Below are 14,932 nucleotides of genomic sequence, written 5' to 3'. Positions count from 1 at the left end.
TTTTTATAAAACTTTACAACGTGTCCCATTTTGCACGTATCCCGGCTGTACCCCTTATTGACTCGACAAAGAACGGCGTTGAGCAAATTACGGAAATTTTAGCAACTCGCGCTGACCAAAATATTAGCAGCATTCATATTGTTTGCCACGGTACCCCTGGTAACTTACAACTAGGCAATGCTCACTTGGGACTCGAAACCCTTGAATATCATAGCCAGCAACTCCAACAATGGCAGAAGATATTTTCCACCTCGTCCAAAACCGATAACCCATTAGTTACATCCGCTACAACATCTATAGCCAACTTGCTCATTTATGGTTGCAATGTAGCTTTTGGTGAAGTGGAGGCAGAATTTATTGCCAAATTGCACCAACTTACAGGAGCGAATTGCCGCTTCCCGTTACCTGATAGGCAGTGCAGCATTAGGCGGAAACTGGGAACTGGAAGTACGTACTGCCCAAATGGAAGTGACTCTAGCATTTGCAGAAACGACGCGTCAAGCTTACGCAGGAGTACTGACGACGTTCACGGTGAATGATACTGGGGACACAGATGATGGTGATCGCAATAACGGCATCACGACACTCCGGGAAGCAATTAACTTAGCCAATGCTACTGCTGGGGATGATGCGATCGCTTTTGGAGGAATATTCACAGATACCACTCCAGATACCATTACCCTTACCTCTGGACAACTGACAATTACCGATGATCTAAGCATCTTGGGGACTGGAACATCTAATCTGACTGTGAATGGAAATAATGCCTCTACAGTATTGGAAATATCGGGACTAGCAACAGATGTAAATATTAATGGACTGGCGATCGCTAGCGGCGGTATTAAGGTTAATAGAAATTCCATTCTCAGCCTAGCTAACAGCAGTGTGTCTGGTAATACAGCAGGAAGTGGCATCTCTAATAGCGGCATCCTCAGTCTTGATAACACCAGTGTCTTTGGCAACACGCAAGGCGGTATCTATAATGGTGGTAGTCTCAGCCTAACGGGAAGCAGTGTTTATGGCAATACCGGGGGAAACAGTGGTTCTGCCTACAATAATTATGCTGGAGGCGGCATTTTTAATGACGCTTCTGGTGATAAAATTGGTACTCTCAGCCTAATTAACAGCAGTGTCTCTGGCAATACGGCAAACTTCGGCGGTGGTATCTATACTGGTGGTACTCTAAGGCTAATCAATAGCACTGTCTCTGGCAATACAGCGTTAGAGGATGGCGGTGGCATTTATAACGCAGGTGTAGATTATGATGCCGGATCAGCTATTCTAACTAATAGCACCATCTCTGGCAATACAGCGTTAAAGGATGGCGGTGGTATATATAATGGCGAAGCCATCTATGAAGACAACAGGCTGACCTTAATCAACAGCACAATTAATAACAACACAGCTGACTCAGATGGTGATGGTACTGGCGATGGCGGCGGTGTTTTTAGTTACCGTGATTCTTCTGATCACGTCAAAGTTAATAACACCATCATTGCAGGCAACTTAGACAACTCCACCTCCGGTGATATAGACCCCGACGTGCGTGGTGGACTGATTGACTCCGGCAATAACCTGATTGGCAATAATACTGGTAGCACTGCCTTTACCACCAGCACCCTTGTCGGTACAAGTGCTAGCCCCATTGACCCCAAACTCGGACTGCTGCAAAACAACGGTGGTGCAACCCTTACCCAGGCGTTACTTGCGGGTAGCCCCGCTATTGATGCTGGCAAGAATTCCCTAGTTACTACTGGTGTCACCACTGACCAACGCGGCACTCAATTTAACCGGATATTCAACGGTGTTGTTGATATTGGTGCTTATGAAGTCCAGACCCCCACAACTAACCCACCTGTTGTTAATACTGACACAGTGGTGACTAATACCAACGATTCTGGGGCAGGATCATTGCGGCAGGCTATTCTCAATGCCAATGCGACCCTTGGGGCAGATACGATTACCTTTGCAGGCGTGTTCACCGATGCCACCCCGGATATCATTACCCTCACCTCTGGGAAATTAACGATTACCGATGATATTACGATTTTGGGGACTGGGGCATCCAACCTCACCATTAGCGGGAATAATCTCTCAGGCGTGTTCGAGATATCAGGCACAGGCACAGATGCCAGCATTGATGCTTTAAAGATTGCTAATGCTAATGACCCCTTGGACAGTATTTTGCTCAATACCAAAACCAGCCTTAGCCTGACGGGAAGCACTGTCTCAGACAATACGGGGTTAGTAGGCGGCATCTTTAACAAAGGCACTCTCAGCCTTACTAACACCACTGTCTCTGGTAATAGTGGGTCATCATTAGGCGGAGGCATCTTTAACAAAGGCAACCTGAGCCTAACTAACAGCAGTGTCTCTAATAATCGTGCATTTGTCGTTTACAACACTGCCTACGGGGGCGGCATATTCAACACAGGCAACCTAAGTATAGCTGACAGCACTATCTCTAATAATAGCGCGTCCGCCAACGGCTCAGATCGCAGCCCTGACCCTTATCCATCCTATGGTGGTGGCATTTATAACTCAGGCAGCGTCGATATCACTCGCAGCACTATCTCTAATAATAGCGCGAGAGACGGCGGTGGCATCTCTAACTCAGGTACTTTTAGCCTGACTAACAGCACTGTCTCTGATAATAGTGTACTTTATACCGGCGGCGGCATCCTTAACAGTGGCACTCTCACCCTCACCAATGACACCGTTACCAATAACGTAGCAGAGGGCTTTAGCTATAGCGGTGTTATTGGCAACGGTGGGGGTATTCTCAGTAATGGCGGCAGTGTTATCGTTGGCGATACCATTATTGCAGGTAATTTCCACACAGTTTATTCTGATGATCCCCGCGACTTTTCCAGTTATTCCCGCGACGTTTCCGGCAAGTTCACCGACGCTGGAAATAACCTAATTGGCGACAACACAGGTAGCACTGGCTTTAGTGCCAGCACCCTTGTCGGCACCAACGCTAACCCTATTGATCCCAAACTCAGCGCCCTGCAAAATAACGGTGGTACAACGTTGACTAATGCCTTAATTGGGAATAGTCCTGCCATTAACGCAGGCAATAATGCCCTGATTCCACCAGGTATTACCACTGACCAGCGCGGCGCTGGATTTGACAGAATATCTGAGGATACGGTTGATATTGGTGCATTAGAGTTTAACGGGGTGAATGGAACCAATGACCCTGATAATCTAGTGGGCAACACTATTTCTGACATAATTAACGCCCAAGCTGGGAACGATACTATCACAGGTAATCAAGGCAACGACATTCTAACTGGTGGCGGCGGCAAAGATAAATTTATTTACAACTTAGGTGACGGCGTTGATACCATCACCGATTTTGGTGGGCTAGGTAAAGGCTCAAATCCATCGGCAGCAGTTATTAGCGAATTGGATACCCTGAAATTCCAAGGTAGTGGGTTGACAGCCCAAAATCTGCTACTCACCCAGAATGGTAACAATCTAGAAGTTACTTTTGAAGGGGTGGCTGATGACAAAATTATCCTGCAAAACTTTCCCCTGGAAAACCTAGACAACCTATGGGCAGTGGGCAATATCTTGTTTGATGGGCAAACCAGCATTCGTGACAGCTTTGATGTCTTCAATGCCAACTCCACCCAAACCAGCATATTCAACAAAAACACAGTCACCTTTCTTAATGACCTGAACAACAATGTCAATGGCTTTGACAACTCAGATGATGTTATTAATGGTGAGGGGGGTAATGACCGCATCGACGGCTTGAGTGGTAACGACCTATTACGAGGTGGTGAAGGTAACGTCACCCTGCTTGGTGGTGTTGGTAATGACACTCTGGTTGGTGGTCGAGGTAATAATAGCCTAATCGGCGGTGCTGGTGATGACATTCTTGTTGTTGGTGGTGAAGCTTCCGAGACCTTGACTGGCGGTAGCGGTAATGACCAGTTCATCTACCAAATCAGGTATTCCTATACTACAATCACAGACTTTAATCAGAGCCAGGATAAGTTAGTTTTCACTGACCTGTTTAAGAGTCAGGGCTACAGTAGCAGCAATCCCATCGGTGATGGCCACCTAAAATTTGTGCAATCGGGTACTTCTACACTAGTTGAAGTCCTTATTTCTTATAGTCCTAGTTATTCTTCTTTTAACACCTTCGCAACGTTGGATAATTTCACCGCGACAAATCTGGTAGTCGGTAGTAACGTCATCGTCTAGCGCTCAGATTTAGCATAGTATGGCGGGAATACACATGCCAGTACTAAATTGCATAAGTTCATAGCGAATTGACGAAAACAGACTTTGCGCCCTCACAGAAATCTGAGCAGCAGCTTTTACTGCTCAGATTTCTCGTTACATTTCAATTTCAACTCTTAATTCGTCACCAATTTACGAAATTAAACCACGTCTATCTTGAAACCTATAGTTCAACTGTCTTCAAAAGGATTTGCCCTGATCCCCCAACCTATCCCCCATATATAGTCCAAAGGGAGCCAGAATTTCAAAGTCACTCGGACAGATATGGGAGAGGGATTTAGGGTGAGGGCAAAAACTACGGTTCTCAACTTAGCGAAGGTTTATCTACTTATTCACTTTTGTAAATGCTAATTTTTTAACAGCAAAAACCATCGTCACTTAATAAGTTACGACTCAATCAACACAAGTTTGCGAACCTGAGAATTGTTTCCCTGAGAACGGCGTGATGAGGCAGCAGTTAGCAAAAACTTCCAAGACTGAGGAGAAATTATAGACGGATCGATCATTGAAAGAAAACTCTTGATATTTTTTTGCTTCAGTGCTACTAAAATCCAATGGAGTTTCAGGTAATTTTTTATATCCTGAAGATGAGGAATCTTTGAGCGATGTTGCTCATCTACCAAGGCGTAAATTTTTTCCTTCATCAAAATATTTGTAGCTAACCGTCGAGACAAAGAAAACTTTTGATTATAAGCACCTGGCCACACAGTGCGGTAAGCAAGACACTGATTAAAGAAAATAGCATCGCCAAACTGAGCAATCCGAATCCAGGAATCTATATCATCACAGTTAGCATCAAGTGTGGAGTCCCAGCCACCAGTTTTTAGAAAAGCATCACGTCGAGAAGCTACTTGTACAGGCGTGCCAAATGGTACAAGCTCTAAGAGCATACCGTAGTGAATATCGGCTTGTGGGATATAAAAAGCTAAACCGGGGCCAACTTGGGGGGTGCGGCTAAGTTCAACTTCATTGCCATCCACCTGAGCCGCCACACAAGAGCAGATTACAGCATCGGGACGAAGTGCGATCGCCTTAATCATCTCTTCTATGCAGTTAGGTGCTAAATAGTCGTCATCATCTAAAAACTTAATCCAATCGCCATTAGCTTTAGCAACTCCAGCATTTACCGTTGCTGCATGGCCTTGGTTCACTTCGTTACGATGGTAAACAACCTTGTCCCCTAAGCTTTTGATATAGGTTTGGGTATCGTCAGAAGAACAGTCATCGGCAACAACCACCTCACACTCCATTGTTTGGTTACGAGCCGATTCAATTGCTCTTTGTAGCAAATTTAAGCGATTATAGGTACTGATGACGACGCTAAATTTCATAAATTTCATCCCTGTGTTACGGCATTCTGCAATATAGCTTTGAACTTTAGGCTGTTGTATCAGTAAAATTATCAATCCTAACAAGTAGACTGAAATAGGATTATCGATTTATCATTGATGATCGTGAGATTTTTTTAAGCAGACACCAAAGACTATGAGCGCTCAAGAGATTATCCGCTCGATTGAAGCGGAACAGATAAAATCGAATCTGCCCGACATTTATGTGGGCGACACCGTAAAAGTCGGAGTGAAAATCAAGGAAGGCGAAAAGTACCGCGTACAACCCTACGAGGGAGTAGTGATTGCCAAGCGCAACGGTGGCATCAACGAAACGATTACAGTTCGTAAGGTTTTTCAAGGTGTAGGCGTTGAGCGGGTGTTTCTGTTGCATTCTCCCCGGATTGACAGCATCAAAGTATTACGTCGTGGTAAGGTACGCCGTGCTAAACTGTATTATCTCCGCGATCGCGTAGGTAAGGCAACCCGAATCAAACAACGGTTTGACCGCCCTTTGTGATTCGTCCTTCAATAGTATGAGAGAAATCTTAAGCGGCATCTGCCGCTAACTTGTTTTTTTGACGAAATTGAGGTATGATAAAAATCGCGTGTTGCGTTCAACTGAAAATTTAGTTCAGTGCAATAACTGAATCAAAAACAGCTTGTGCGCTCTTAGTTCAGTTGGTAGAACGCAGGTCTCCAAAACCTGATGTCGGGGGTTCAAGTCCTCCAGGGCGCGCTCAAGAGCAAAAAACAAAGCCCGAAATAATTACGCAACTGCTATATTAGCAGTTAGCGATAATAATTTCGGGTAAACTTATTGTATTTGTAGTTGTTTTGCTTTCAGTAAGTGAAATAGAGTCGAAACTGCAAACCTGGATGACCAAAATTGAGTGACAAACGGGAGAATTAAGGGTCGTGGCCAAAAAAAGTGAAGCAGAATTGCCAGAAACCACAAATGGGTTTAGCTTTAACAACTTCATACAGGGAACCAAAGAAGAACTTGAAAAAGTAGTTTGGCCCAGTCGGAAACAAATAGTGAGCGAATCCGCCGCTGTGTTGTTAATGGTGGCACTCTCGGCATCTTTGATATACTTGGTCGATGGATTATTTCGTTGGGCAGCACAACAGGTGTTCTGATGACTTTTGCAACAGATGAACCTCGCAACTCCACGTTGCAGTCGGAGGAAACAGGAGAAACAGCAGAAGCAGCGTCAAAAGAAGCACGCTGGTATGCAGTGCAAGTAGCCTCAGGCTGTGAAAAGCGTGTAAAGACTAACTTAGAGCAACGCATTCAAACTTTTGATGTAGCCGACAAAATCGTTCAGGTAGAAATTCCGCAAACGCCGGCGGTGAAAATCCGCAAAGATGGCAGTCGCCAGCATACAGAAGAAAAAGTTTTCCCTGGCTATGTGCTGGTGCGGATGATGATGGATGATGATACCTGGCAGGTGGTACGAAACACCTCTCATGTAATTAATTTTGTGGGTGCAGAACAAAAACGTGGTAGCAGTAAGGGTCGCGGTCATGTGAACCCCATACCACTGAGTTCTTCAGAAGTCGAACGCATATTCAAACAAACCAGCGAACAAGAGCCGGTTCTCAAAATTGACATGGCTACTGGTGATAAGATAATGGTGCTTTCTGGCCCATTTAAAGATTTTGAAGGCGAGGTAATTGAAGTTTCTCCAGAACGGAGTAAACTTAAAGCCTTGCTCTCAATTTTCGGCAGGGATACACCAGTAGAACTGGAATTTAATCAGGTAGAGAAACAGAGTTAAATACAAATGGCGAAGAAAGTAGTGGCGGTCATTAAACTGGCCCTGAATGCTGGAAAAGCCAACCCAGCACCGCCAGTGGGACCCGCCTTGGGTCAACATGGCGTTAACATCATGATGTTCTGCAAAGAGTACAACGCCAAAACAGCAGACCAAGCCGGAATGGTGATACCTGTAGAAATATCGGTTTTTGAAGACCGGAGTTTTACATTTGTCCTTAAAACGCCACCAGCATCAGTGCTGATTCGGAAGGCGGCGAAAGTTGAAAAAGGCTCGAATGAACCCAACAAAAAGAAGGTTGGGTCAATTAGCAAAGCCCAATTGCAAGAAATAGCCCAAACGAAACTCCCCGACCTTAATGCCAACGACATAGACGCGGCAATGAAGATTGTGGCAGGAACGGCTAAAAATATGGGTGTAACAATCACGGATTAGTCATTGGTCATTGGTCATTGGTGAATAACAAATGACAAAGGACAAATGACAGAGAATAAGTAACCAAAAATTATCGGGGGAGAGGCGAGGCTTCGGAATTACCCCAGGAGAACAAAATGCCAAAAATATCGCGTCGTTTGCAAGGACTGCAAGCAAAAGTAGAAGATAAGGATTATAATCCTCTAGAGGCTTTAGCCCTTCTGAAAGACACAGCAACAGCTAAATTTACCGAAGCTGCGGAAGCGCATATCCGGCTGGGAATTGACCCTAAGTATACAGACCAACAGTTGCGGACAACGGTAGCATTGCCTAAAGGTACAGGACAAATCGTCCGGGTGGCGGTAATTGCCAGAGGCGAAAAAGTGAACGAAGCAAGCAACGCTGGTGCTGATATAGTCGGTTCAGAAGAATTGATTGACGAAATTCAGAAAGGTAGATTGGATTTTGACAAGCTGATTGCCACACCCGATGTGATGCCACAGGTGGCAAAGCTGGGTAAGTTGCTTGGGCCGCGTGGTTTGATGCCATCGCCCAAGGGTGGAACCGTAACGTTTGATTTAGGAAGTGCGATCGCAGAATTCAAAGCTGGTAAATTAGAATTCCGAGCTGACCGAACTGGTATTGTCCATGTTATGTTTGGTAAGACAACATTCTCGCCTGAAGATTTGTTAGTCAACCTGAAGGCATTGCAGGAGACGATTGACCGTAACCGTCCTTCAGGGGCTAAAGGTCGTTATTGGCGTACATTTTATGTGTCAGCCACAATGGGGCCATCGATTAAAATTGATGTCACCGCTCTACGAGATTTGAAACTGAGCGAAGCAGCGTAAAAGGGACTGGGGACTAGGGATTAGGGACTGGGGATAATACCTAATCTTGGTTATCTAATACCTAGTACCCAATACCCAATCACCAGTACCTAATTAAATAGGCAAAGCCGGAGACAGCAGGTGCTAACAACTTAAATATCCTGCCGAGGTTAAAACTCTAATAGTCAGAATTACCACCCATAAAGGTGTGATAACTATGGCGTCAAGAGTCTTAATACTCAACCCCGGCTAAGTTAGCTGGGGTTTGTTGTTTGGGTTCAGGTTTAGAAGAAAGGTACAAATAGGGCACTTCACCGATTATTTTAAGGAGGTGAGATTGGAATGGGTAGAACACTAGAAAATAAAAAAGAGATAGTAGCTGACCTCAAAGAAACTTTGAGTCAGTCAACTCTGGCACTGGTAATTGACTATCAGGGGCTAACAGTTTCTGAAATCACAGACTTACGGCAGCGGCTGCGTCCTAGTGGCACTGTTTGTAAGGTGACGAAGAACACTCTAATGGGCATTGCCATTAAAGATGATGAAAAATGGCAGCCTTTGTCGGAATTGCTTAACGGTTCTTCCGCCTTTTTGCTGGTAAAAGAAGATTTTTCATCGGCAATTAAGGCATACCAAGAATTCCAAAAAGTCAGCAAGAAGACAGAACTTCGTGGTGGTGTACTGGAAGGTCGCCTACTCAAAGAACCTGATGTCAAGGTACTGGGAGACTTGCCATCTAAGGAACAACTCATCGCCCAAATTGCTGGGGCTATCAACGCCTTGGCTACCAAGATTGCTGTGGGTATCAACGAAGTTCCTGGTTCGCTGGCTCGTGCTTTGCAGGCTGTGGCTGAACAAGAGCAAAGTGGTGGTAGCACCGAAACTGCTGCTGTACAAGATAGCAGCGCCGAAACCGCTAGTGAAGCTGATAGCAGCACCGAAACTGCTGCTGAATAGACTTCTTGGTTCATCAGTCAAAAGCTAATGACTAATGACTAATAAATAATCAAAAATTACAGGAGTTATATCAATGTCTGCTACAACCGATCAAATTTTAGAACAACTAAAAACCCTTTCTTTGCTGGAAGCTTCTGAGTTAGTCAAGCAAATTGAAGATGCCTTCGGCGTGAGTGCTGCTGCACCTGTTGGAGTAGCGTTCGCAGGCCCTAGTACTGGTGCTGCTCCTACTGAGGAAGCTGTTGAGCAAACCGAGTTTGAAGTGATTCTCGAATCAGTCCCAGCTGATAAGAAGATTGCCGTACTGAAGATTGTCCGGGAATTGACCGGTTTGGGTCTGAAAGAAGCGAAAGACTTGGTAGAAGCTGCGCCCAAGGCGGTTAAAGAAGGTATTGCTAAGGATGCTGCTGAAGATGCTAAGAAGCGCATCGAAGAAGCTGGCGGTAAGGTAACTGTTAAGTAGTCACAATTCTATTACCAGTTTTATTATTAAGGAGCCTAAGTTAGGCTCCTTTTTTTTGGATTTTTCTTTAATGTCAACTGCATAGCATTCCGTCAATCCTCGCCAAAATCTTCGCACCTCCGCATCTAGTATAGTGATCGCACTGACAGCGATCGCACGTAAAAACGCAGCTATATATTAGCGGAGCCTCTGTTTAGGTGAAAACAGCAAAACAAGAGGTAGTAAATTTTTTATTAGACTGCAAATAAAGTGCTTGAAAGCTACTCTTGTAATTTAAGAGCCTTGGGCTTGCTGTAATAAATTAAATTAGAAAACATATATTTAGCCGAGTTTTACAGGCTGATTTTGGACAATAATTCTTTAAAACTGATTTGATTGCTGAAAGCACCGAAAATACGTAACTTATGCCCCTGAACTTGGAAAAAATGGACATTAATTCTTTAAAATGGACAATAATTATTTAATGTACAGGACAAATGGAGAATAACGGATTTGAACCGATGGCCTCTGCGGTGCGATCGCAGCACTCTACCAACTGAGCTAATTCCCCAAAATCTCTGCAAAGTCAAGAGTAATATTACTCATTAACTCAATACACTATCACCTACTTAGTATTCTAACATTCAGTTATCGATGGTTGAGGCTGTTTTTGAGAATAAACCTTCTGTACCCGTTCAAGTTCCAAATCACTGAGATAATCAACAGTCCAGTTACAGCAGCGTTGGAGCATGTGGAATGGGTAAGTATTCGCTACACCTACAACTTGCATCTGCGATCGCTTCGCCGCTTCTATACCTGCTGGAGTATCTTCAATTGCCAGACACTCCTGTGGTTGAAGATTCAATTCGGGATATTCTTGATTCAGACGTTTTACTGCCAGTAAATAACCATCGGGTTCTGGCTTACTGGTGGTGATGTCATCACCAGAGACGATAATTTTAAAATGTTCGGCTAGTTTAGCTCGATGGAGTACCAGTTCTATTTCTTTGCGAAAAGCGCCACTGACTAATCCTAGTTTCAGATGACGCGATCGCACCTGAAATATTAAATCTTCTACACCTGGATATAAAGGCAGTCTCTCTATTTTCTCTAGTTCTACCACATACGCTTGGGCTTTCCGGTACAGCAACTGAGTTAAATAGTTTTCGTCATTTACTCTACCACGATTAGCGAGTAATTGCTGAAAACAAGCGCGATCGCTGCGTCCTAAAGAAGCTTGACGCTCATTAACCCGTTGGGGTTGGAGATTTTCTTTCATGAGAATCTCATCTATCAGTTGCAGGTGGATTGGCTCATCGTTAATGATGACACCATTAAAATCAAAGAGAACTGCCTTTAAACTCATGCCGTTATGCCAAATGCTGGAGATCCAAGTCCCTCCAAATCATTATCTATTGATGTGGGAGTATACCGACGGATATTTTCGCTTGCTATTGGTTTAACGCCGCTAGTTACCTGATTTATCCACCATACATCGTGCGATCGCACAGCTTCAAATCCGGCTGCACCCATATTCGCGTCCACGCTACCAGCAGCATACTCACGAATATATGGCTCCTCAAAAACATCATTAAGCCATTCTAACTGACGCAGAGTCTTCTGATTCCCATCTAGAATTAATACTTGCCCTCCAGCTACCAGCAACCGGAAGCTTTCGCGCAGAATTGCTAGAGACACCGCATCTGGTGTTTCGTGGAATAGCAAAGAAGCTGTCACTAAGTCAAATGTTGCGTCACTCAAACCAGTTTTTTCAGCATTCCCGTGTCGCCAGAGTATATCTAAACCAGCATTTCTAGCTTTATCTTCTGCCCTTACCAGCATATAGGGTGATAAATCCAAACCAATAACTTCCGCTTGGGGGAAAGCTTGCTTTAACATTAAAGTAGTGGAACCTGTACCACAGCCTAAATCGAGTATGCGTCGTGGTTTTACCTTGACGGCATCAACTAAAGCCTGACGGACAATACTTTCATTCGGTGGCAGAACATATTGGGTAATCGGATCGTAAGTCACTGCTGCACCGTAATTAAGATATCCGCCTGCAATCCCGTGAAAGTTTTGACTGCTGTAGTACGGGGGAATTATCACATCATCTCGTCGATAGCGATCGCACTCTTTCTCCCAGTCAATACTATCAGCGTAACGCCGTAATCCATCTTTAAGAGAGTAGCAGATGAGCTGATCGTTGGGAGCGATGTCTACGACGGGCTACGCACTATCGAAATTATCCCGCAGCGCGGAGTCTGCGATCGCCAAATTCTTCATCTGGGAATGGCACTCAAAGCAGAGCTTGAAGCCGGATGTCCATCTGGTAAACTATATGGTGAATCAGTTGCGATCGCTTTAGCAGCCCATCTCCTCAAAACTTATTCTGGAACACGGCAACTAATTGCATTTGAGGTTAATCTTTCTAAGCGTCAATTACGGGAGGTAATTGATTATATTTATGACAACTTAGCACTAGAATTAACGTTGGTAGAACTCGCTAGTCTAGTGAATATGAGTTCTTATTCATTCTGTCGTTGGTTTAAAGCTTTAATGGGTCTTTCTCCACATCAATACGTTATTCAATGTCGCATTGAGCGAGCTAAATTTTTACTGACTTATACTCAATTAGCTATTATCGAAATTGCACTTCAAGTTGGCTGTTCTAGCCAAAGCAACTTTACTACCCTTTTTCGTAAGCATATAGGAATCACACCCAAAGCATATAGAGAAATGATATAAATTTTGGGATTTTGCAAGATTTCAACATTTTGAAAGCAAGTTTTCAGAAGACAGAAGTTTCACTCACAATTTATTCTCATAATTGACCAGTTAAAATCGAGAATATCATGCAAAATAGCCAATACGAACAACAGTATAAGAAAAGAGTAATTGATTTCTTCGATAGCAGAACTAGCTATGACAATGATTATACAATTCATCGCGCTCTGCCTCTACTAGATTTAGTTCAACTGCAAAAAGGACAAAAAGTATTGGATATGGCAACGGGCACAGGTATCATTGCCATTGCTGTTGCAAAAATTATCGGTTTTGAAGGAAAAGTCACTGGAGTAGATTTCTCTTCAGGGATGCTAGCTCAAGCACAACAGAGAATTGAAGAATTAGACTTACAAAATATCGAACTTATTGAAGCCGACGCTGAATATATTGACTTTAATGATGAGAGTTTCGATGTAATTCTTTGCTCTACAGCAATAGTCTATTTTAAAGATATTCCTGCTGCTCTACGTAAATGGTATCGTTTTCTCAAACCAGGGGGAACTGTCGGTTTTTCTTGTTGTTCTGAGGAATCTTGTGGAGCGCCATTTATAATCGAAATTTGTGATAAACATGGCATTTCGCTAACAAGTATCAATGAGCCGACAGGTACACCCGAAAAGTGTCATCATCTGCTTGCAGAAGCTGGTTTTCAAGATATTGAAGTGAAGACCCAACAATTAGGTTTCTATCGCAATCTAGAGCAAGCTAAAGAATGGAATGGAGGATGGTTTCATCCCAGAGAAAATCCCTTATTACAGGTTTCATCAGAGCAAATGGCACAATTAAAAGCAGAATATAGTCAAAAAATTGAAGCAGAAGCAACAAACCAAGGAGCTTGGTACGAAAATCTAACTTTTTTTGTAACTGGTAGAAAGGTTTAGAGCAAACTTTAATTTTCTATTGTATTTAGCCAATTCATTAAATCAGCCTCATTGGCAAAATCTAGTAATCGCAATTATATTGTCGATATAGCCGCACCCAATAGTCTAACATTCGCAGTGGCAAAGATGGAGTCGATGCTGCTAGGGTTTGAAACTCTAAATGCAGTATTTGATTGGCAATTTGCAAAAAAGTTACTTAGTCGGCACGAATTGGTTCTTGATTTAATTCTGTTTTGATAATTTGGATATCCGTTGCCTCAGATGCGAGTAAGTAGCGGATAAAATCTTCTGGATACTGCTCAACCAGATATTTCAGGACGTTGTCGTATGTCACTTTGATAGTTTGGACATAAACTCATGTAGAGACATGATATCACCACATAGTTTGTCCATAAAATTTAAATGTAGGCATTATTTATTGTTAGCGCTACTCTACGAAAAACTCCTGTTCGCTGATAGCGCTAACATTTAAATTTGGTGTCTTTTCAAAATTACATTGTCAAAGATTGAGGATTCGTCTCAATCAATTTCGCTAAATCTTGCAAGAACGCCGCAGCATGGGCACCGTAAATAATCCGGTGGTCAGAAGTAATATTGACTTGCATTTGTTGCCGCACGCCAAATAAACCATCGGGTGTTGCTACCACTTGTGGGCGAGATGCTCCGATCGCTAAAATTGAACCTTGTCCAGGCGGTAAAATCGCATCAAATTTATCTACGCCAAACATTCCCAAATTGGACAGTGTAAAAGTACCACTGTTGTATTCTTGGGGCTGTAGTTGTTTTGTCCTGGCACGTTCTACCAAAGACTTCCAAGTACGCGATAGAGAATAAATATCCACTGCGTCTGCATTTTGCAGCACAGGTGTAATTAATCCGCCATCATCCATCGCAACAGCTACAGAAATGTTGATATCAGAATGATAAACAATACCCTGGTCTGAGTAGCTAGCATTTAACAATGGGTGTTTTTGCAACGTTACCGCTACAGCTTTCGCCAGTAGCGCTGTCATTGTCACGCCTTTGGATTTAATTTGTTTATAAAGTTTGTCTAATCCATCGGTGGTAATTGTATAACCAACACGGAAGACGGGCACGGATATGGTAGCTACCATGTTCCGCACTACAGCATTTTGGAAGGTAGTTAAAGGCACGATTTGACCAGGAACAGCCGCTACTGCTGGCGCGGGTGCTGGTGTGCGAGGTGCTGGGGGTGCAACTGGGGCGCTGGTTGGTACAGGTGCTGGTGGGGCAACTG

At 43.6% G+C, this 14,932-nt stretch carries 13 protein-coding genes, 2 tRNA genes, 3 pseudogenes and 1 other annotated feature; of the genes and pseudogenes, 12 read left to right on the top strand and 6 right to left on the bottom strand.

The window, feature by feature from the left end; genetic code table 11:
- Positions 1-20 precede the first annotated feature (20 nt).
- Positions 21-459, top strand: a pseudogene (locus ACFE90_RS27105) (DUF4347 domain-containing protein); the annotation flags it as partial.
- Between the two features lie 3 nt (positions 460-462).
- Positions 463-4,218, top strand: a complete 3,756-nt coding sequence (locus ACFE90_RS27100) for a beta strand repeat-containing protein (RefSeq protein ID WP_375505510.1) — start codon at positions 463-465, stop codon at positions 4,216-4,218.
- A gap of 425 nt (positions 4,219-4,643) precedes the next feature.
- Here ACFE90_RS27100 and ACFE90_RS27095 read toward each other — a convergent pair whose 3' ends face one another.
- Positions 4,644-5,588: a glycosyltransferase family 2 protein gene (locus ACFE90_RS27095; protein ID WP_375505509.1), complete on the bottom strand. Its 945-nt coding sequence runs from the start codon at positions 5,586-5,588 to the stop codon at positions 4,644-4,646.
- 154 nt (positions 5,589-5,742) lie between these two features.
- On the opposite strand from ACFE90_RS27095, the gene rplS reads away from it, so the two are divergent.
- The 8 genes from rplS (at position 5,743) to rplL (ending at position 10,027) form a co-directional block, all read left to right on the top strand.
- Positions 5,743-6,105: a 50S ribosomal protein L19 gene (gene rplS, locus ACFE90_RS27090; RefSeq protein ID WP_300423384.1), complete on the top strand. Its 363-nt coding sequence runs from the start codon at positions 5,743-5,745 to the stop codon at positions 6,103-6,105.
- 146 nt (positions 6,106-6,251) lie between these two features.
- Positions 6,252-6,324: transfer RNA gene (locus ACFE90_RS27085), tRNA-Trp, on the top strand.
- Between the two features lie 179 nt (positions 6,325-6,503).
- The gene (secE, locus tag ACFE90_RS27080) at positions 6,504-6,725 is read left to right on the top strand and encodes a preprotein translocase subunit SecE (protein WP_104904953.1); all 222 of its coding nucleotides are present in this window, start codon (positions 6,504-6,506) and stop codon (positions 6,723-6,725) included.
- Entirely contained in the window at positions 6,725-7,366 is a 642-nt protein-coding gene (gene nusG, locus ACFE90_RS27075; protein WP_229492147.1) for a transcription termination/antitermination protein NusG, read from the top strand. The genes secE and nusG overlap by 1 nt, the downstream gene beginning before the upstream one ends.
- Before the next feature lie 6 nt (positions 7,367-7,372).
- Positions 7,373-7,798, top strand: a complete 426-nt coding sequence (rplK, locus tag ACFE90_RS27070; RefSeq protein WP_100898684.1) for a 50S ribosomal protein L11 — start codon at positions 7,373-7,375, stop codon at positions 7,796-7,798.
- Between the two features lie 116 nt (positions 7,799-7,914).
- Positions 7,915-8,628 (top strand): 50S ribosomal protein L1, encoded by a 714-nt coding sequence (gene rplA, locus ACFE90_RS27065; RefSeq protein WP_375505508.1) that lies wholly within the window; start codon positions 7,915-7,917, stop codon positions 8,626-8,628.
- A gap of 89 nt (positions 8,629-8,717) precedes the next feature.
- Positions 8,718-8,886, top strand: a sequence feature (ribosomal protein L10 leader region).
- Between the two features lie 63 nt (positions 8,887-8,949).
- A complete protein-coding gene (gene rplJ, locus ACFE90_RS27060; RefSeq protein WP_375505507.1) occupies positions 8,950-9,564 on the top strand; it encodes a 50S ribosomal protein L10 in 615 nt (204 codons plus the stop codon).
- Positions 9,565-9,637: 73 nt separating this feature from the next.
- Positions 9,638-10,027, top strand: coding sequence for a 50S ribosomal protein L7/L12 (gene rplL / locus ACFE90_RS27055; protein ID WP_375505506.1), 390 nt, complete (start codon positions 9,638-9,640; stop codon positions 10,025-10,027).
- A gap of 477 nt (positions 10,028-10,504) precedes the next feature.
- Here rplL and ACFE90_RS27050 read toward each other — a convergent pair.
- The 3 genes and pseudogenes from ACFE90_RS27050 to ACFE90_RS27040 all read right to left on the bottom strand — a co-directional run.
- Positions 10,505-10,577, bottom strand: a tRNA-Ala gene (locus ACFE90_RS27050).
- Positions 10,578-10,643: 66 nt separating this feature from the next.
- Complete coding sequence (locus ACFE90_RS27045; RefSeq protein WP_375505505.1) at positions 10,644-11,372, bottom strand: HAD family hydrolase; 729 nt, start codon at positions 11,370-11,372, stop codon at positions 10,644-10,646.
- Positions 11,369-12,187: pseudogene (locus ACFE90_RS27040) on the bottom strand (class I SAM-dependent methyltransferase); the annotation flags it as partial. The gene ACFE90_RS27045 and the pseudogene ACFE90_RS27040, both read right to left, overlap by 4 nt.
- A 111-nt stretch (positions 12,188-12,298) precedes the next feature.
- Between ACFE90_RS27040 and ACFE90_RS27035 the strand changes: the two are divergent.
- Together ACFE90_RS27035 and ACFE90_RS27030 are read left to right on the top strand one after the other, a co-directional pair.
- On the top strand, positions 12,299-12,754 hold the full coding sequence (locus ACFE90_RS27035) for a helix-turn-helix domain-containing protein (RefSeq protein ID WP_375505504.1): 456 nt from the start codon (positions 12,299-12,301) through the stop codon (positions 12,752-12,754).
- Between the two features lie 107 nt (positions 12,755-12,861).
- Positions 12,862-13,674, top strand: coding sequence for a class I SAM-dependent methyltransferase (locus tag ACFE90_RS27030; protein WP_375505503.1), 813 nt, complete (start codon positions 12,862-12,864; stop codon positions 13,672-13,674).
- A 70-nt stretch (positions 13,675-13,744) separates the two neighbouring features.
- Here ACFE90_RS27030 and ACFE90_RS27025 read toward each other — a convergent pair.
- Positions 13,745-14,008: pseudogene (locus ACFE90_RS27025) on the bottom strand (hypothetical protein); the annotation flags it as partial.
- 157 nt (positions 14,009-14,165) lie between these two features.
- On the bottom strand, positions 14,166-14,932 hold a 767-nt coding region (locus ACFE90_RS27020), incomplete at its 5' end, for a dihydrolipoamide acetyltransferase family protein (protein ID WP_375505502.1).

The organism is uncultured Nostoc sp. (assembly GCF_964245445.1).
GTDB lineage: Bacteria > Cyanobacteriota > Cyanobacteriia > Cyanobacteriales > Nostocaceae > Nostoc.
Note: the sequence above shows the minus strand (reverse complement) of the source record. Positions and strands in the feature narration are given on the sequence as shown.

What these genes read in the sequence shown, in the direction of transcription:
- ACFE90_RS27100 (WP_375505510.1), top strand. Translation starts at nt 463, where the DNA reads ATGGAAGTGACTCTAGCATTTGCAGAAACGACGCGTCAAGCTTACGCA.
- ACFE90_RS27095 (WP_375505509.1), bottom strand. Translation starts at nt 5,588, where the DNA reads ATGAAATTTAGCGTCGTCATCAGTACCTATAATCGCTTAAATTTGCTA.
- rplS (WP_300423384.1), top strand. Translation starts at nt 5,743, where the DNA reads ATGAGCGCTCAAGAGATTATCCGCTCGATTGAAGCGGAACAGATAAAA.
- nusG (WP_229492147.1), top strand. Translation starts at nt 6,725, where the DNA reads ATGACTTTTGCAACAGATGAACCTCGCAACTCCACGTTGCAGTCGGAG.
- rplK (WP_100898684.1), top strand. Translation starts at nt 7,373, where the DNA reads ATGGCGAAGAAAGTAGTGGCGGTCATTAAACTGGCCCTGAATGCTGGA.
- rplA (WP_375505508.1), top strand. Translation starts at nt 7,915, where the DNA reads ATGCCAAAAATATCGCGTCGTTTGCAAGGACTGCAAGCAAAAGTAGAA.
- rplJ (WP_375505507.1), top strand. Translation starts at nt 8,950, where the DNA reads ATGGGTAGAACACTAGAAAATAAAAAAGAGATAGTAGCTGACCTCAAA.
- rplL (WP_375505506.1), top strand. Translation starts at nt 9,638, where the DNA reads ATGTCTGCTACAACCGATCAAATTTTAGAACAACTAAAAACCCTTTCT.
- ACFE90_RS27045 (WP_375505505.1), bottom strand. Translation starts at nt 11,372, where the DNA reads ATGAGTTTAAAGGCAGTTCTCTTTGATTTTAATGGTGTCATCATTAAC.
- ACFE90_RS27035 (WP_375505504.1), top strand. Translation starts at nt 12,299, where the DNA reads ATGGCACTCAAAGCAGAGCTTGAAGCCGGATGTCCATCTGGTAAACTA.
- ACFE90_RS27030 (WP_375505503.1), top strand. Translation starts at nt 12,862, where the DNA reads ATGCAAAATAGCCAATACGAACAACAGTATAAGAAAAGAGTAATTGAT.